The 18,308-nt window shown below is 57.8% G+C and carries 16 protein-coding genes; 13 read left to right on the plus strand and 3 right to left on the minus strand.

Annotated features, from left to right (window positions below; genetic code table 11):
• Positions 1-10: 10 nt before the first annotated feature.
• The 5 genes from I6N98_RS05680 (at position 11) to ung (ending at position 5,093) form a co-directional block, all read left to right on the plus strand.
• Complete coding sequence (locus I6N98_RS05680; RefSeq protein ID WP_198570829.1) at positions 11-712, plus strand: START domain-containing protein; 702 nt, start codon at positions 11-13, stop codon at positions 710-712.
• A 232-nt stretch (positions 713-944) separates the two neighbouring features.
• Positions 945-1,796 (plus strand): metal-dependent hydrolase, encoded by an 852-nt coding sequence (locus I6N98_RS05685; RefSeq protein WP_198570830.1) that lies wholly within the window; start codon positions 945-947, stop codon positions 1,794-1,796.
• A 32-nt stretch (positions 1,797-1,828) separates the two neighbouring features.
• A complete protein-coding gene (locus I6N98_RS05690) occupies positions 1,829-3,367 on the plus strand; it encodes a flavin-containing monooxygenase (RefSeq protein ID WP_232787472.1) in 1,539 nt (512 codons plus the stop codon).
• A gap of 42 nt (positions 3,368-3,409) precedes the next feature.
• Positions 3,410-4,270, plus strand: a complete 861-nt coding sequence (locus I6N98_RS05695; protein ID WP_198570832.1) for an SDR family NAD(P)-dependent oxidoreductase — start codon at positions 3,410-3,412, stop codon at positions 4,268-4,270.
• Positions 4,271-4,391: 121 nt separating this feature from the next.
• Positions 4,392-5,093, plus strand: a complete 702-nt coding sequence (gene ung / locus I6N98_RS05700) for a uracil-DNA glycosylase (RefSeq protein WP_198570833.1) — start codon at positions 4,392-4,394, stop codon at positions 5,091-5,093.
• A 21-nt stretch (positions 5,094-5,114) separates the two neighbouring features.
• Here the strand turns inward: ung and ygfZ are convergent, their stop codons facing one another.
• On the minus strand, positions 5,115-6,188 hold the full coding sequence (gene ygfZ / locus I6N98_RS05705; protein ID WP_198570834.1) for a CAF17-like 4Fe-4S cluster assembly/insertion protein YgfZ: 1,074 nt from the start codon (positions 6,186-6,188) through the stop codon (positions 5,115-5,117).
• A gap of 171 nt (positions 6,189-6,359) precedes the next feature.
• Here ygfZ and I6N98_RS05710 point away from each other — a divergent pair, with 171 nt between their 5' ends.
• The 3 genes from I6N98_RS05710 (at position 6,360) to folE (ending at position 7,689) form a co-directional block, all read left to right on the plus strand.
• A complete protein-coding gene (locus I6N98_RS05710; protein WP_198570835.1) occupies positions 6,360-6,620 on the plus strand; it encodes an FAD assembly factor SdhE in 261 nt (86 codons plus the stop codon).
• Positions 6,592-7,029 (plus strand): protein YgfX, encoded by a 438-nt coding sequence (locus I6N98_RS05715; protein ID WP_198570836.1) that lies wholly within the window; start codon positions 6,592-6,594, stop codon positions 7,027-7,029. The genes I6N98_RS05710 and I6N98_RS05715 overlap by 29 nt, the downstream gene beginning before the upstream one ends.
• 105 nt (positions 7,030-7,134) lie before the next feature.
• Positions 7,135-7,689 (plus strand): GTP cyclohydrolase I FolE, encoded by a 555-nt coding sequence (folE, locus tag I6N98_RS05720; RefSeq protein WP_198570837.1) that lies wholly within the window; start codon positions 7,135-7,137, stop codon positions 7,687-7,689.
• Between the two features lie 46 nt (positions 7,690-7,735).
• Here folE and I6N98_RS05725 read toward each other — a convergent pair whose 3' ends face one another.
• A complete protein-coding gene (locus I6N98_RS05725; RefSeq protein ID WP_198570838.1) occupies positions 7,736-8,542 on the minus strand; it encodes a queuosine precursor transporter in 807 nt (268 codons plus the stop codon).
• A 136-nt stretch (positions 8,543-8,678) separates the two neighbouring features.
• Between I6N98_RS05725 and I6N98_RS05730 the strand changes: the two genes are divergently transcribed.
• From I6N98_RS05730 to I6N98_RS05750, 5 genes are all read left to right on the plus strand, one after another.
• Complete coding sequence (locus tag I6N98_RS05730) at positions 8,679-9,404, plus strand: SDR family oxidoreductase (RefSeq protein ID WP_198570839.1); 726 nt, start codon at positions 8,679-8,681, stop codon at positions 9,402-9,404.
• A gap of 100 nt (positions 9,405-9,504) precedes the next feature.
• Positions 9,505-10,494: a sulfotransferase gene (locus I6N98_RS05735; protein WP_198570840.1), complete on the plus strand. Its 990-nt coding sequence runs from the start codon at positions 9,505-9,507 to the stop codon at positions 10,492-10,494.
• Between the two features lie 300 nt (positions 10,495-10,794).
• Positions 10,795-14,889, plus strand: coding sequence for a non-ribosomal peptide synthetase (locus I6N98_RS05740; RefSeq protein WP_198570841.1), 4,095 nt, complete (start codon positions 10,795-10,797; stop codon positions 14,887-14,889).
• Positions 14,886-16,199 (plus strand): glycosyltransferase, encoded by a 1,314-nt coding sequence (locus I6N98_RS05745; protein WP_198570842.1) that lies wholly within the window; start codon positions 14,886-14,888, stop codon positions 16,197-16,199. Before I6N98_RS05740 ends, I6N98_RS05745 begins: the two co-directional genes overlap by 4 nt.
• Positions 16,200-16,230: 31 nt before the next feature.
• Positions 16,231-16,929, plus strand: coding sequence for a 4'-phosphopantetheinyl transferase family protein (locus I6N98_RS05750; protein ID WP_232787473.1), 699 nt, complete (start codon positions 16,231-16,233; stop codon positions 16,927-16,929).
• 14 nt (positions 16,930-16,943) lie between these two features.
• On the opposite strand, the gene I6N98_RS05755 is transcribed toward I6N98_RS05750, so the two are convergent.
• Positions 16,944-18,224 carry a cytochrome P450 gene (locus I6N98_RS05755; protein ID WP_198570844.1) on the minus strand — a complete coding sequence of 427 codons (1,281 nt, stop codon included), beginning with the start codon at positions 18,222-18,224 and terminating at the stop codon, positions 16,944-16,946.
• Positions 18,225-18,308 lie beyond the last annotated feature (84 nt).

Consider the following 18,308-nt stretch of genomic DNA (forward strand, 5'->3'; position numbering starts at 1 on the left):
GGAGTGCCCAATGAAGTCCTTTATGCTCATAAATGTGCTGCGCTTGTTTATTGGGCCCGCGTGCCTGGCGTCAGCAATACTGTGGCTGTTTTCCGGCGCCGCCTTGGCCGGTGGCGATGACTGGCGGCTAGAGAAAGACAAGGACGGCGTCGAGGTTTATATGCGGGACGTGGAGGGGAGTGACTACCGAGCGTTTCGTGGGGTAGCCATTGTGCCCGGCGAACTGAACCAGGTGATGGCGGTTCTCGATGACACCGGCAATTTTTCCACTTGGATGCACAACTGCAAACAGGCGCTGTTGCTGGAAAAGCGCAATCTACTGGATCGCGTCCAGTACTTGCAGCTAGATTTTCCCTGGCCGGCGACAGACCGGGAGATGATTCTGCGCAACCAGATCAGCCAGGACATTGACTCCAGGGTGGTCACCATTGAGTTGAGTTTGACAGCGCCTGAGGCTTTGTCCCCGGGCGCTCAAGAGCGGCTGCCGGCTGCGGGCGATCATCAGCGAGTGGCTGGGGCCCTGGGACGATATGTGCTCACTCCCCTCAGTGAGAGCGAAACTCGGGTGGAGTATGAAATGGTGCTGGACCCCGGCGGCGCCCTGCCGGCGGGTTTGGTGAATAGCCAGCTCGTGGACAACCCCTATGAAACCCTGCGGGCACTGCGCAAACAGGTCCAGTTGCCACGCTATCAGCACTTTAATCCTTTTTGAGATACCCCGTTGTTGCGCCTGGAGACAGGGCGCTAACTGATCGCCGTTGAGGATATGACAGCGATCTCGGTTATAAACAAAAGTTATTTTACATCGAACGATGTTATGTTACATTTATTGATGTAACATAAAAATATGGCGCATAGGTGTGAATTTTGGTCCACGGTTTTCATGCGCTCTGAGACACACCGTCAGCAATAAGTTGTTGACCGTCCACCGCGGAGGGCCCGCTATGAACGCACCAGTTCAACCAGTAAGACGTAATCTGCAGTTCTGTTTGCCTAAAGATCGCATTAGCGACTGGCACCCAGCAGGGCTGCACGTCACTCACTTTTTTAACACCCTGTCGATATTTTTCCCCGATGGTGAACGATTCTTTATCGACAGCGTTCGCTACTACCGCGATCAAATCAAAGACCCCGAGTTGCAGGAGGCGGTGCGGGGCTTTATTGGTCAGGAGGCCATGCACGGCCGGGAGCACGAGGAGTACAATGACGCCTTGACCCAGCGCGGCCTGCCTGCTGATACCTACGGCAAATGGGTACTCAAGTTTTTAAACTTTCTGCGTCGCTATACACCCAAGGCTTCACAGTTGTCAGCCACTATTGCGCTGGAGCACCTCACCGCAATTCTGGCCAACAATCTACTCAGGGATCCCCGGATGCTGGAGGGCGCAGAGCCGCATTTTCATGCGGTTTGGCGTTGGCACGCCCTGGAGGAAACCGAACACAAAGCCGTGGCCTTCGATGTCTTCCAAGCGACGATAGGCCGAGGGCTGAGGGCCTACCTGCATCGCTGCTTCGGGCTGTTATCTGCCACCGCGATATTCTGGTGCCTGGTCATTCCCTTTCACATTGGTTTGTTGCGCCGCGAAGGGCAGCTCTGGAATCTGGCCGGCTGGGGGCGGGTATTCAAGTTTTTGTGGATCACGCCGGGGGCGCTGCGCCGCCCGCTGAAGGATTGGTTGGATTACTTTAAACCTGGCTTTCACCCCTGGGATCACGATAACCGTGAATACCTGAAGCAGATTGATGCCCTGGAGCAGGAAGTGAGCAGTTTCAGTGCCCCAGGCCAAAGCGCGTGAGCCAGTCGTCTATGTCTATCTCGGAACAAGCAGTGTCGGAACATCCTGTGTCGGTAGATAACGAGACGCTGGGGGTGGCCATTATTGGTGCCGGTTTTGGTGGATTGGGATTGGCTGCCCGCCTTCGGCAGCGGGGGGAAAACGATTTTGCCATCTTTGAGCAAGCCGGAGACGTCGGCGGCGTGTGGCGGGACAATACCTATCCCGGCGCTGCCTGTGATGTGCCCTCGCACCTGTATTCGTTTTCCTTTGAGCCCAATCCAGATTGGCAGCGGGTCTACAGTGGGCGGCAGGACATTCACCGCTACCTGCAACACTGTGCCGAAAAATACCAACTTCATTCCCGGATTGCGTTTCATCATCGTGTGAAGGCAATGCGCTTTTGTGAGCACAGCCAAATCTGGTGTATTGATTTTGAGGGACAGCCCTCCCGCTACGCTCGCGCTGTGGTGGTGGCCATTGGTGCCCTGAATATCCCCCAGTACCCGGCTATTCCAGGCTTGGAGGATTTTGACGGCAAAGTGATGCACACCGCCGAATGGGATGGCAATTATTCGCTGGCGGGCAAGCGGGTCGGGGTTATCGGCACCGGCGCCAGCGCCATCCAGGTTATTCCCTCCATACAGCCCGAGGTGGCGTCGCTGTCGGTATTTCAGCGCACACCGCCCTGGGTTTTGCCAAAGCGAGATGGCGCCGTATCGGAGTCGGCCCGTCGGCGTTTTCGGCGCCATCCACTGGCGCAACGATTGGCCCGCTTGGGGCAGTACGCGTTGATGGAGAGCGTGGTGCCGGCTTTCTTGTGGGACAGCATTCTGACCCGCCTCGGCGAGTCGGCGGGGCGTCGCTATTTAAAACGCCAGGTCCGCGACCCGGCCCTGCGCGCCAAGTTGACCCCCAACTATGGCATGGGCTGCAAGCGGGTGTTGTTGTCGGACGATTACTATCGGGCTTTGAGTTGCGACAATGTTCAAGTCGTCACTGACGGCATTGCGCGCATTGAGGGCGACAGCGTAGTTACTGCCACTGGTGAACGACAACAGCTGGACGCGCTGATTTTGGCCACTGGTTTTAAGGTCCCGGTTGCTGGAGCGCCGATGCCCATTATCGGGCTGGGGGGCAGACAGCTCAATGACGATTGGGCTGAGGGCTCAGAAGCCTACAAGGGGCTTACCGTAAGCGGCTATCCCAATCTGCTGTATATGATGGGGCCCAATACCGGCCCCGGTAACACCTCGGTGGTGTTCTACATTGAATCGCAGATTCGCTACATTCTGCAGTACTTGGATCAACTCAAGCGTATACCCGGCAAGGCGCTGGATGTGCAGGAGACGGTACAGGAGCGCTTTAACGAGCGCGTTCAGCGGCGTATGGCAAACTCGATCTGGACCTCCGGTTGCAACAGCTGGTACCTAACGGAATCCGGTAAAAACACCACTCTATGGCCCAGTTTCTCCTGGCACTATCGGCTGATAACCCGCCGTTTTAGTCTTGGGGACTATCGGGTCTGCGCTCCCCACAGCCAAGATACCAAGGTCAAGGCGGCCAGCGAAGCACCGACAGTGCCGGCCTGAGCAGCTCCTATTGCCAGGGTAATAGTCAATGAGAACCTATCGATGAAACTCAATAACAAAGTCATTGCGGTAACCGGCGCGGCCTCCGGGATCGGGCGCTGTCTGGTGTCAAATCTGTTAGCCGAGGGAGCGAAGGTGGCCGCCTCGGATGTCGACCTCCAAGGCCTGGAGGGCTTGCGCCCATTGGCGCCGGAGTCTGATCTGATGCTTAGCGAGTTGGACGTCAGTGACCGCCAGGCCATGACCTCGTGGGCGGCGGCGGTGGCTGAGCACTTCGGTCAGGTCGATGGCATTATCAACAATGCCGGTGTGGCCTTGAGCTGTCACGCCGGTGAGCAGCCCAGGGAGGATTTCTGCTGGTTGTTCGATATCAATTTCTGGGGGGTAGTAAACGGCACCGAGGCATTCTTGCCCTACTTGCAATCTCGCCCTCAGGCCAGCCTGGTGAATATCTCCAGTTTGTTTGGCTTAATGTCGGTGCCCTCCCAGTCAGCTTACAACGCTGCCAAGTTTGCAGTGCGGGGCTATTCTGAATCCTTGCGCCAGGATCTGCGTCACAGCAATGTTGTTGTGACCACGGTGCACCCGGGGGGAATTCAGACCAATATCGCCCGCAACGGCCGCCATCACCACGACCTGGACGGCCAGCCGACCACGGTGGCCGCTACTGCGGAACTGTTCGACAACATTGCCCGCACCTCCGCCGATGCCGCTGCTCGTGCCATCGTCAAGGCGATGAAGCGGGGCCAGCGTCGCCTGTTGATAGGCAGTGATGCCCGGCTGCTGGATGTGATTCAGCGTCTTTGCCCGGCTTATTACGACCGTATCCTGCTACCCCTGAAGGCGCTGGGCGATCGTCTTACCCGGCGTAAGGCCGAAAGCCAGCCCTCAACCAGAGGTTGATTGTCACAGAGGTTGATTGTCATCGCCTCTGGTATCCTGTGCCGCTTTGGCGCTATTTCGCGGCCTGCGAATGGTGATCATGGTGTTAAAGGCAAAGTGATAAGGACAGGGAGGCACTGGCGTGGCCGATACCGACCAACACAATCCAATCCAACTGGAGCCCGGCTGGCTGGCAGAGTTGCAGGCCCAGTTTGAGCAGCCCTACATGGCCGAGCTGCGGTCCTTTTTAGCCCAGCGCCGGCAACAGGGGGCAATCATATATCCCCGCCCCAGCCATTGGTTTGCAGCGCTCAACTCCACGCCCTTTGATCAGGTAAAAGTGGTGATCCTGGGGCAGGATCCCTACCACGGGCCGGGGCAGGCTCACGGCCTGTGTTTCTCGGTGCAACCCGGTGTGCCGGCACCGCCTTCGCTGGTGAACATCTACAAGGAGTTGGCGTCCGATTTGGGTATCCCCCCTGCCAATCACGGTTATCTGCAATCCTGGGCCGACCAGGGCGTATTGCTGCTCAACAGCGTGCTAACGGTAGAGCAGGGGCAGGCCGGGGCCCATCAGGGGCGCGGTTGGGAAACCTTTACCGACGCCGCCATCACCGCGCTGAACCAGGATCTCGAGGGGCTGGTGTTTTTGCTGTGGGGGGCGCACGCGCAGAAAAAGGGTAAAGTCATCGACCCCGCTCGACACAAAGTATTAAAGGCCCCGCACCCCTCGCCGTTGTCGGCGCATCGGGGCTTTTTGGGCTGTCGCCACTTCTCGCAAACCAACGATTATTTGGCCGCTCGAGGTGTCGCTCCTATTAATTGGCAACTGCCGGCGCTTTGAGCTAGACGCCGGTGCAGTTCCTCAAGCGCTGTCTTCGGCCGCGTCGCCGTCATCCTCTGGCAGCGCATAGGGGAGGGGCTGCAACTCTAGCCCGCTAACGCCCCCCTCGCTGCGCAGGGTATCCGGTGCTTTGGCGCTGGTTTTGGTCAGGGCGACCAACACCTCGGTACCCTCCGGGCCATGGGCGCGGTGCACTATTTGGCCGACACTCTGGCTGCCTTCGGCGAAGAGCCGCTCTCCCTCAGCCACTTGGACCTCGCCGCTATATTGCCCCCGGTATAACCGCCGTTTCAGGGAGCCCCGGTAGTGCATACGGGCCACCACCTCCTGACCGGTGTAGCAGCCTTTCTTGAAACTCAGGCCACCAATGAGCTGGTAGTGCAGCATTTGCGGCAAGAACTCGTCCCGGGTGGCGGCGCAGATATCGGCCAGGCCGGCGCGGATATTGTCGCGCTGCCAGTCTTCGCCACTGCATAGCGTGGTGCGGTCACTCAGGGTTTGCCACGCCGATTCCGCGGCGTCTGCGTCCAGCCAAATTTCAAAACGCTCTCCGGCTTGGTCGAGTTGCACGGCCAGAGCGTGGCCTGGGGCGCTTTGAGCTGCAGATGAACTGATGCTCTGCGCCATATAGGCGCCGGGTTCGGCAAGCCCCAGACTCGCCAGCAATGACCTGGCGTCGCTGCCAGACAAGCCCAGCGCCAGCCAGCGCCCGGGTTGGTAGTCGATTTCTGCTTTGGAGAACACAATATATTTGGCCAGTGTGTCCCGGGTGTCGGCGGCGATATCCCGCCGCATACGCAGCAGAATGTGGTCATCGGCCAGAAAGCCGCCGATAAAGCTGGCCATCATCCGCCCTTTAATATTGCAGTAACTGCCCCAGCTGGCCTGCTGGATGCCGAGCTGTCGCCAGTCGCAGGTGGTTTGCCCCTGCAAAAAGGTCCGGCTGTCCGGGCCCTGAAGGCTCAGAAAATCGTACTGGCCGAGATAAGTCAGGGTGGCGCCGCCCTGGGTTGACGCGCCAGGGTACCAGAAGCCGCTATTGTCGCTGTGGCTGCCGGGGTGGTGTTTGGCCAGATAGTCGCTAAAGCTGCTCATAGTCGCTGGGATAAAACCTTGTTGGGGTAAATGCTCACTTGAAGTGCGCTGACCGATTGCGAGGCGCGCTGCGTGCGATGTGCAATGCCGGTATACTGAGCGATCGACAAACCGCGCGAAACCGTAAGGTAGCAGTATCGCCTCAGAGCGCAGCAAGTGCAGTGGAAGGTAATGTACACAGAAAACGAGATCAAGCGAATCTATTGGGGTTGCCGCCGGGGCATGCTGGAGTTGGATCTGGTCATGGTGCCGTTTTTTGAGCAACGTTTCAGGCAGTTGGCCGAGCGTGACCAGCAGCGCTTTGTGCGCCTGTTGGAATGCGAGGATACCCAGCTGTTTCAATGGTTTCTGGGTAAAGAGCAGCCCGAGGACGCCGATCTAGCTGCCATCGTCGAGGCCATTAATGCCTTCTCCAAGGGCACTGCACCCTAATTGGCGCCCCTCCCGCTGCTTCTTGGCGGGCTACGCTGCGGCTCAGCTTGTGGCCTGGCTGGCGGTTGTCGCCAGCGCAATGCCGATTGGGCTAAAGCTGCTGTGTCTGCTGACACTGCTTTGGCATGGATACTGGCTGCGATCCCGCTGCCTACCCTTACTCACCACCAGCGAGCTTAGAGACCTGTGGTGGGATGGCCAGCGCTGGTGCGGACAGTGGCCCAGTGGGCCGGCACCACTGCAGTGGCGGGGCGCTGTGGTGCGGCGCTGGATGGTGGTTTTGCACTTTGGCTCTGGTCTGGGTCGCTCTGCTTCCGTCACGATCCTTCCAGATCAGATGTCGTCTGAGCAGTTCAGAGCGCTGCGGCTGATAGCCCAGCACGCCGGGATGTCGGCAGATAGGGACTGACCTAACTCGTGTATTACAGTCAATACAGATTTCCTTCAGGCGTTTTTCAGCGTCCAGCCGAGGGGCTATACTGTCGGGCTTTGAATAAAAATGGATCGCGGGCAGATGCCGAATAAAACTGTAGAAGAGTGTATAAGAACCATCCTGGCCACTGCCGATGACCCCCAGCGGGAGGGCTTGCTGGATACCCCCAAGCGGGCCGCCAAGGCTTTTGAGTTTTTAACCCAGGGTTACCGGCAAGACTTGGACGAGGTGGTGAACAACGCGATATTCAGCAGCGATAACAGCGAGATGATTATCGTGCAGGATATCGAGCTGTACTCCATGTGCGAACACCATATCCTGCCCTTCGTGGGTAAGTGCCATGTGGCCTATATCCCCAATGGCAAGGTGATTGGCTTATCCAAGGTGGCGCGGATTGTCGATGTGTTTGCCCGGCGTCTGCAGATTCAAGAAAACCTCACCACTCAGATAGCCAATGCAGTGATGGAGTTGACCGGCGCCGAAGGTGTCGGGGTCATTATCGAGGCCAAGCACTTCTGCATGATGATGCGGGGCGTGGAAAAACAGAATTCCAAGATGAAGACCTCCACTATGCTGGGGGTCTTCCGGGACAACCCGGTCACCCGCCACGAGTTCCTGTCGCTGATCAAAGAATAAGCGCGATCAGCGATTTATCGCCGGCGAGGTAGGCGCTGGGACAAGGCTATGCGGCCGCCCGGCGTTTCATGTCGGCGGCAAGCTCAGCGCCCAGATATCCCTCGATCAACGCATGGGCGCCGTAGATGACTGGCGTGAGCACTAAGGCCATGGTGAATTTGTAGATGTAATTCACCACACCGATTGCCAGTACCAGCGACAGCCCCCAGTCTGCGCCCAAGTAAAAGGCGATAAACAGCACCACAAAACTGTCGATAAACTGGCTGACCAGGGTCGAGCCGGTGGCCCGCAACCAGATAAATCGCTCTCCTGTGGCCTGCTTTACCCGGTGAAATACCGCGACATCGATAAGTTGACCGATCAAAAACGCCACCAGCGATCCGATGATGATCCACAGCCCCTGGCCGAAAACCAACTTGTATGCGTAATCGTAGTCGCTGACCTTATCGCGAATGGCCTGCTGGCTGGTTTCCGGCAGGCTCGGGTCGATATGGGACTGGGGCCAGAAGTCGGCGGGGGTAAGGTGGATGCCGACGTAGAACATCACAAAGGCATAAAGAATCAGCGCTACCGCCAGGTAGGACAGCAAGCGGACACCGCGCTGGCCATAATACTCGTTGATAATGTCGGTAAGCACAAACACCACTGGCCAAAGCAGTACGCCGGCCGTGAGATTGAAGGCCAGGTTGTCGACCCCCAGTAGATTGAGGGAGAGGGGCTCCATGCCCAAGCTGCGCTCCAGGGAAAAAATCTTAACGCCAATAAACTCGGCAATCAGCGCATTGGCGACAAAAAAGCCGCCGAGAATAATGAAGAGCTTTATCGAGCGTTTATCGACGATATCGTCAATCATAGTGCTTATCCGACCCGGCTAATTCCGAGACACACTTTTGACAGTATTTAACGGTCAGTGCAAGCTCGCTGTCGGCAAGACGCCAGTCCGGGCTGGTTCTTGCGCTTTGCCAATCAATTAATGGAGTCACACCACCATGAGTCGCTTGCCCCATTCGCCCTTGGTCCTCATCACCGGTGCCTCTCAGGGCATCGGTGCCGAGATTGCCCGCCAGTTTGCCGCGCTGGAAACGCCGCTTCGATTGGCCTTGCTGGCCCGCAATGAAACTGGACTGGCCGAGGTCAAGGCGCAATGCGGTGGCGCTGAAGAGGTGGAGCTCTATCCCTGTGATGCCAGTGACGACACGGCGGTGGCTTCGGCGATGGCGGCGCTCGAAAAACGCCAGGGCCCGGTGTCGGTGCTGATCAATAACGCCGGGCAGTGGCACTGTGAGTCGGTGGCGGAGATGGCGCCCAGCACCTTTAGTCGTATCGTCGCCAGTAATCTTCACAGCACGTTTCTGCTTTGCCATCACGTGGTGCCGATGATGCAAGAGCTTGGGCAGGGAGATATTTTCAATATGGTGTCCACCGCCGGCTTTGAGGGCTACCCTGGCATCTCAGCATACTGCGCTGCCAAACACGGAGTGATGGGCTTTAGTCGGGCCTTGCGGGAAGAGCTGAGGGGCGAGGACATTCGAGTCTGCTGTGTGTCCCCCGGAGCAACGCGCTCACCGTCCTGGGATGGTGTGGAGAGTGTCGCCGACCAGCTTATGCCCACTGAAGATGTGGCGCGGGCCTTTGTGCAAATGTATCTGATGGACCGGCGGGTAGTGACTGAGGAAATTGTGCTGCGACCCATTGTTGGCCATGTCACCAGTTGATTGGCAAAACGTGCGGCGCATCACATTGTGGTGAGCTGGGGTCGAAGCCGGAGGAAAAGTTGATATAAGCTCGTCGCCTAATTACCAAGGATAACGGCTTGTGCAACTGCCCATCGACCCCAAGTTCCCTGACAAGGATGAAGATGCAGCGTTGCTGCCGAGCCTCGCTGATCAGCCAGTCAGGCCGGTATTTATTATGGGCCTGCACCGCTCGGGTACGACCTTTTTGTACGACAGCCTATCCCGCTCTTTTCCCCTGGCGCATCTTACTCTCTATCATCTGTTTTATTTCGACCGCTTGCTCGCCAATCACCAGCAGCACCTGGCGGATGTCGACCGCCAACGATTGGATGAGTGTTTGCGCGCGCTGGGGATTGCGGATCGCCATATTGATCAAACTGCAGTCGGTGCAAACGAAGTGGAAGAATATGGTTTTCTGCTGCGATTGAAGTCCGGCTCATTTCACTTGTCGGACAACAATCGACACATTTTTTCAATTTTGTGCCAAAAATTGTTAGCGGTGGAGCCAGGCTGCAGCGCCGTCCTGCTTAAAAACCCATGGGATATCGGCAACGGCAAATGGATGGCGGAGCACTTTCCGCAGGCGCGCTTTGTGTACATCAGTCGCGAGCCAATTGCAGTGTTAAATAGCGCGCTCAATGCTGTCATGGCTTATCTGGACGGCCCGCAACCCTATCTGGAACTACTGCTGGGGCAGGGGCGCGGACGAAAAGGCTATCGGCTTGGCTACTGGGTCTGGAAGTTGGCACGAAGTCTGCGAAGGCTCATTGGACAACGGGCTATGTCATTGCTGTTGCGCCCCATTTTGGCCAGACAGGTTGCCAGGCAAATTGCAGCGTACCGCAATGAGGTGGCTGCAATGCCATCTGGTAAAGCAGTGGAGGTCGATTATCAAGCGCTGGTGAACGACCCCCGTGGCACGATACAAAGGCTGCAGCCACTATTGGATCTGCCTCTTCTCGAGGGCATTGACGAGCTGGAGCCTCGCCAGCGCCACAATGCCAATCCCGCCTTAAAGCATTATCAACAACAGCTTGAATCGCTGATCCGCAAAGCTGAGACAGCTTAATAATAAAAAACGAAAAATAAATAATTCGTGTTATTGATCGCTGTGACAATGTTCACACAACTTCAATTTGTGAATTAGTACCATTGACGCAGGATCTATCTGTATCGCCGTAAATGAAGTGTTTGGCGGCTTGCATTGCAGTGTGCAGTTGCCGCTCCGATCGATAAGGGCGGTGACTGAAACTTGCGCAGGGAATGCGTCGGGGCGCTCGCGCCTTTAAGGACGCTCTGCGCAACCTGGTGATACCTCAGGTTGTGCAGAGCGTCCTCAACCATCACGACTGACAACAAGGCGCATTTTATGGACTGCAGTGAGGCAGAAAGAACCCGTACCATCACCAAATCCTCTCGCCACAAAGAAATGTCGTTAGATTCCGCGTGCCCAACTGGCGATGCTGGAGAAGGTGGCAATTATCTAGAGCGAGGCGAGAACGGCGACGCGTTTCATCACGCTGAGGTGACGTACTTACCTCTGGCTGCGGCCCAAAGGGGAATGTGGGTCGGGGAAAAAATAGGCCCCGCCGATGCGATATACAATCTGGCTGAGTATGCCGAAATCCGCGGCGATATAAACGAAGCGCTGTTTATCTCAGCGTTGGGCCAGGTCGCGGCCGAAGCGGAGTCCACGCGGGTCCAAATCGTCGAGACCCAAGACGGACCTCGCCAGCAAATTTCTCCGTATTACCGCGGCGATTTTCCCCTGGTGGATTTTTCTGATGACCCGGAGCCACATGTATCGGCCCAGGTGTGGATGCATAAAGAGTTTAGCCGCCCCCTGGACCTCGCCGCCGACCTGTTGTGGCGCTGTGCTCTAATCAAATTGGGGCCACAACACTACTACTGGTATCACCGGGTTCATCACGTGGTACTCGACGGCTACGGTGGCGGCCTGTTGACCCGCCGCCTCGCCGATATCTACAACGCGCTGGTCGCGGGAGTACCGGTGCCGCCTCACTCATTTTTACCGCTGGCCAAACAGCTGGAGATAGAACAGCGTTATCATGAGTCGTCTCGTTACCAGCGTGACCAGCAGTACTGGAAGCAGCATTTGCAAGGCATACCCGAGGCCAAATCACTGAGTCGCGGTGGTGAGCGATCCGGCGGCCTGCGGCGGAGTAGCGGGTATCTGGATGCCCAGCGAGTCTCGGTGCTTAAAGATCTGGGACAGCAGGCTGGTGGCAGCTTGCCTCAGGTTCTGATCGCCCTGCTGGCTAGTTATTACTATCGCATGTCTGGGGAAGACGACCTGGTGTTTGGTATGCCGGTATCGGCGCGGGTTTCTCGTGAGCAGCGCGCGATACCGGCGATGATGGCCAATGCGGTGAGTATACGCCTGGCGTTGAATGAGCAGACTACTTTTGTCGATTTGATCGGGCAGGTCGCCAGCACGGTACGCAGCTCGCTCCGCCACCAGCAGTATCGCTACGAAGAACTGCGCCGCGACCTCGGGCTTTTGGAAGGGGGGCGGCAAATCTCCTGGTTTGGCGTCAATATCGAGCCCTTTGATTACGACCTTCACTTTGGTGGCCACCGCTGTGAAATGCACAACCTGTCCAATGGCACCGTGGAAGATCTGACCATTTTTGTCTATGACCGGGGTAATGGTGAAAAGCTTCGCATTGATCTCGATGCCAACCCTGCACTTTACTCGCAAGCCGAACTCGATGGACACCGAGACCGTTTGTTGACCTTGATCGACAAGTTGATGGTGACGCCGGAAGCGAGCCTGGCCACTCTGGTGTGGCTTGGCGACGAAGAGCGGCGGCGGCAACTCCGGGACTGGAACGATACCGATCAGGCCCTACCGGAGATTGACTTTATCCAGCTGTTTGAACGCCAGGCAATGCGCACACCCAATGCGCCGGCTATCAGCTGCGGCGAGCAAGGCCTGACCTACAGTCAGCTCAACACCCGCGCCAATGTAAAAGCCAGGCAGCTGCTGGCTCAAGGGATTGACTCGAGTTGCCGAGTCGCTGTGGCCATGGACCGGACCTGCTCCCTGCTCGTGGTATTGCTGGCTATCCAGAAGACTGGCGCGGCCTATTTGCCCCTGGATCCCTCTGCACCAGCCGAGCGATTGGCGATGATCCTCGAAGAGGGCCAAGTTGATTTACTGGTGAGTTCCGGGAGTTTGGCGCAAAGTTTACCCGGCGTGGCCTGCCCGGTAGTGACGGTGGAGGAACTGCTGGAATCCCAGGGCATGATCAGCGTTAGCAACCTGCGCGATGCAGAGCTGCCGTCACCGATAGGTCCTTCTTCTACTGCCTATATCATATATACCTCTGGATCGACTGGGCGGCCCAAAGGCGTGATGATCAGCCGTCGCAATTTATTGAACTTCCTATCTGCGATGCGGGCAGAGTTAAACATTTCACCTTCAGACAAGGTGCTGGCGCTGACCACGGTCGCCTTTGATATCGCAGCCTTGGAGCTGTATTTACCTCTATTGGTTGGGGCCTCGATTGAACTGGTTGATCGTGATGTGGCCCGGGACCCCGCGGCACTGTCGGAGCGCATACTGCAACGAGGGGTTAGTGTAGTACAAGCGACCCCATCCCACTGGCAGGCATTGGTGGATGATTATCCCCAGTGTCTAAGCAATTTGCGGGCTTTGGTGGGGGGCGAGGCGTTGCCTGGACCGCTGGCTAAAAAAATGACCGAGCTGACGTCCACACCAGTGGTGAACCTGTATGGCCCCACTGAAACTACCGTGTGGTCAAGCGTCATGACTCTGAGCGGCGCGGATCTCGATTCGCCGCCCATTGGTCGACCGCTGTGGAATACACAGCTGCATGTTTTGGACGGCAACCGCCAGTTGCTGCCCGTTGGCGCAGTCGGGGAACTGTACATCGGTGGTGCCGGTGTGGCCCAAGGTTATTTTAATCGCCCGGAACTGACAGCGGAGCGCTTTGTTCCCAATCCCTTTGCTGGAGGGAAGCTTTACCGCACCGGTGACCTGGTGCGCTGGCGTGAGGATGGTGTGCTGGAATATCTGGGGCGCAATGATTTCCAGATTAAAGTTCGCGGCTTCAGGGTGGAAGCCGGAGAGATCGAAGCCGCTCTGCAGCGTTGTGAGGGCGTTCGGCAGGCGGCAGTAATGCTGAAGCAAGATCCCCGTGGCGACGGTCGGCTGGTGGCCTACCTGGTCGCGGATACTAATGCTGATGGAAAGCAACTGGAGTCAGGGACGTTGCGGGAAACGCTCCAGCAGCGATTGCCGGATTACATGGTGCCCGCCATGTATGTTGCGCTGGATGAGTTGCCGCTGAATGTTAACGGCAAGGTGGATCGCAAGGCGCTGCCCGATCCCCAGTGGCAGGCGCGTCAGCAGTACGTGGCGCCCCGCACTGAGTTGGAATCGACCCTGGCGGCGATGTGGGCAGAGATCTTTGCACTGGACCGGGTTGGCATCCATGACAGTTTCTTCGATCTGGGCGGGGATTCCCTGGCGGCGGCAAAAATGGTGGCGCGCTTGCGGGAACAACTGGGGCGGCAAATTCCCCTGGCTGCAGTCTTTCAGGCCAGTACGATTGCCGAGTTAGCCCAGCAGGTAGAACAGCACCTGGAGGCCGATCCACTGGCTACGGTGCTGCCACTAAATAGTGGCGGTAGTGGTGCTCCGCTATTCTGCGTGCATCCCATCATCGGCCTGGCATGGGGCTTTGCCGGCATAGGTCCCTACCTAGACGACGGCGTACCGCTCTACGGTTTACAGGCGATTGGTTTGCGGGGCGAGGAGACATTGCCGCAGAGTATGAGCGAGGTGGCGAGCTTGTACGTGGAGCAACTGCGGCAAGTTCAAGCCGCCGGTCCCTACCGTTTATTGGGTTGGTCCATGGGCGGCATAATTGCCCATGAAATGGCTCGATGTCTCCGAGAGAAAGGTGAAGAGGTAGAGTTCCTGGCGATACTGGATGCCTATCCCTTTGCCGAGGGCAAGCCCATGGAGCGGCGCAGCGATTCCCAGCTGGCCATCAATACCCTGGAGTTCCTCGGTTTGGACAGCAGTAATCCGCCGGACTCAATGGTGAGTCTGACGGATAGATTATGCCGTGAATACGATATTCTCAATATGCCCATGGTGAGGGATATTCAGCAGGTTAACCCCGCGATACTGGAACATGTCGGTCGGGTGCTGAACAACAATGTAAAACTGCTGCGCAGCTACGAGCCCAAACACGCCGATGTCGACATACTGTTTGTCGAGGCGACGGCAACCTCCAGAGCGGATTTATTGCAGCACAGCCCCGCCGTGTGGCAGCAGTTTGGGCGTTCCCTGGAAGTTCACCAGATAGATTGCCATCACCAGGCGCTGCTCGATCCGTCCCAGTTGACCGAGCTGGGACCATTGGTAGCCACGTCCCTGGCTGCGGCGGAAGGCCGTCGACAATCATGAAAATTGCGCTGTTTTCCATTGGCACCCAAGGCGACGTAAGACCCTTTGTGGCTTTGGGCTTGGGCTTACAGTCCGCCGGCCACGAGGTGTGTGTTGCCAGCGGCGAGACCTGTCGCGAGCTGGTGGAGCAGCACGGTTTGACGTTTGCACCACTGACGGCCGACTTTCTCGATATTATGGCTCGGGACCCCAAAGCGCTGCAGAAAGGGTTAAACCCGGTGAGCTTGTTGCGCACCGCACGCCGGGAGCTTACTGTGATGGCCAGCGATTGGGCTGAGCAGGGAATGGCGGCGGCCCGTGGCGCTCAATTGCTGATAGGCAACGGCATGGTGGCGTCGTTGGCGGCGGCGCTGGGAGAAGTGTTGTCGATCCCCACGGTAGAGAGCCACTTACAGCCTATTACTCCCTGCGGCGATATTCCGCCGATGATGCTGCCGCCGCCCAAGCGCCAAAGAATGCCGGCGATCAATCGTTTCCTCTATCACAGCTGTCGTCAATTGACCTGGCAAATGCTCGGCCCTGCCGTGGCTAAAGTTCGGCGTGATCTGGGGCTGGACCCGCTACCCTGGTACGGGCCTTTTTACCATCGGCGACCGGATCACCGGGTACTGTATGGCTTTAGTCCGATTCTGGTACCGCCGTCGCCCCAGTGGCCTGCCTCGGTCAAAGTGGCGGGAAATTGGTTTTTGGAGGAAGGGGCAGACTACCAGCCCAGCACAGAACTGGCGGATTTTTTAGCCGCGGGCCCAGCGCCGGTTTATGTGGGGTTTGGCAGCATGCTGGGGGAAGGCATTGCCGAATTTACCGGCCATGTTGTGTCGGCGCTCCGTCGGTCTGGCCAGCGCGGCATACTGGCAACAGGCTGGGGTGGGCTGGCGGCGGACATCGATAGCGGCGACGACATATTGGTGATCCCCGGCGCCCCCCACGACTGGTTGTTTCCACGGGTGTCGATGGCTGTTCACCACGGCGGCGTGGGCACCACCGCCGCTGCCTTGCGGGCCGGCATTCCCTCGGTGGTGGTGCCTTTCTTTGGCGACCAACCGTTTTGGGGCTGGCGCTTAAATCAGCTGGGTGTGGCGCCTCCCACGCTGGCCCGCAAAAAGCTCGATGCTCGGCAATTGGCTGAGGCCATGACCTGGTGCCAGCGTCCGGATGTGGTGGATCGTGCCACCTTGTTGGGGGCGGAACTGCGCCGCGAAGATGGCATCGCCAAGGCCATCGCGACCCTGGAGCAGTGGGGGTTACTGAAGACCGAGAGCGCGCTGGTGGAAGAGGGCGAGCCAGAGAGGCAGCTCGAGGGTGCATAGACATGTGGCCGGCGGAGACGCCGGCTGCTCAGTGGCTTCGACCTTTGTGGTGGACTATCAAGGGTTTGCGCTGCCCGGGTTGGCGCTCAGTTGCTGTCAGCTGTACTTTTCTGCGTCGGCTTTTGAGCAGTCGCTATTTCAATCCAGTGGCATTGCCTGTCCCATTAGCTTGAGCCGCAGCGTTGCCTCCCGGCGGGCAGAGTTTTTAGCCGGGCGTTTGGCTGCGCGGCTGGCGGCCGAGAATGCCGGCCTGGTGTTGGGCCAGGTGGGCGTCGGCGATTGTCGACAACCCCTCTGGCCTGGGGGGATCACTGGCAGCATCACCCATGACCGACAGTTTGCGGTGGCCGCCATACGCCGAGGGCGGGGTGGTGTGGGCATTGATATCCTGCCGGAGCTGGACTCTGCAACGACGGATCTGTTGTGGCCCCAAGTGATCGATGCCCGTGAATCGGCGCTGTTATTAGCGCGGCTGCCTGGCCCCCGTGAACAGTCCTTGGCCGTGGTTTTTTCTGCCAAGGAGTGCCTCTACAAGGCGCTATTTCCAGGGGTACAACGAGTTTTTGATTTTTTGGACGTGGAGCTGGTCGAGGTGGACCGGGCAGAACGCTGCCTTGATTTGCGTCTCAAGACAGCGCTTGGTGGGGGAACCTTTCCCGGTCAGCGCTACCGGGTGTGCTGGCAAGGGCTCTCCCAGGGCGCGTTGGCCTACTGCGATATTTGCGCATAGCCCAAGCGTTGTTGTCAGCGGGTGCCTGTGTGCCCGGTGCGAACCCGCAGACTTTTAAAGGTGATGGAGTTGTGGTCCTCTAGGTCCCGCTCGGGTTCTTCAACCAACTCGGCATTGGGGAAGCGGGTAAACAACTCCCGCATACTCAGGTAGAGCTGGTGTTTGGCCAGCGCCGCGCCAATGCAGTAGCGGGGGCCGTAGCCGAACAGCACGTCGGGATCGAAGTGGCGCTTTACGTCCAGTTTATCCGGGTCGGCAAAAAACTGCGGGTCGTGATCCTTTAGGTGGGGCATCATCAGTACCATCTGCCCCTTTTTCACTTGCTGCCCAAGCAATTCCATATCGTCGGGGGCATAGCGTGCAAAGCCCATTTTGGAGTTCCCCGCCCAGCGCATCACTTCGCTAAAGGCATTGGAGAAAGCTTCAGGTGAGGCCAGCGCCGGCTCAATTTGGTCGGGAAATTTCAAAAAGGCATAGGCGGCCCACTGCTGTGCGACCAGGGTGGTGTCGGCGCCGGCACCGATGAGCGCCAGAATCAGCGTGACGATATCCCATTCATCAAACTCCGGGTTCTCCGCCTCCACCTTCAGCAGGGCACTGAGAAAGTCATCTTCGTCGCCGGGGTTGGCCCGGCGGTCGGCAATCACCTCAAATAAAATATCGATAGCGCGATTGCTGTCTTCCTGGGCTTTGGCGCGCCGCTCTTCGGAAATGGTGGGGTTCCAGGTTTCGGTAAAGGTCAGCACCGTCTGCTTGATTTGCGGCCAGTAGCGGTCGGGGATTCCCACCATGCGGGTGATGGAGATAAAGGGCAGGTGTTTGGCGACCTGCTCGATATAGTCAAATTCGGTCTCGCCTTCGAGCCCGGCAAACAACTTGGCGATATCCGGTTCGATACGGCGGTTAATGTTATCCACCACGTTGCGGGAGAAGGCCGGCGAGGTGATTTTGCGAATCAGCCGGTGGTGGTCGGGGTCAGCCAGCAGGCTGTGACCCACCAGGGCCTTTTCAAAATTGTTCCAGTTTTCTTCGGTGGGGCGGGGTGGCGCAAATTCCCAGTCGTAAAAATCCGAGCTCAGGTACTCTCGCTTCCAGCAATCCATGATGTCCGGCATGCGGGTCATGATCCAACACATCCACGGCCCATACCATACCAGTGGGCCTCGCTCCGCCAGCGCGATGCACTGGGGGCCAGGGTTATTGGCGTAGTCCAGGGAGTTGGGATTAAACAGCGTCTCGATAGGGGGGAGGGTTTGTTCGCCGCTGGGATCCGTTGGCTTTGCCTGAGATGTCATAGCCGTACCTGTATCGTCGTTATTGTAATGATTGCTAAAAAATATACTGTGGTGTATTTATATTATCAAGTATTCCAAATCATA

This window comes from Spongiibacter nanhainus, from assembly GCF_016132545.1.
Lineage (GTDB): Bacteria > Pseudomonadota > Gammaproteobacteria > Pseudomonadales > Spongiibacteraceae > Spongiibacter > Spongiibacter nanhainus.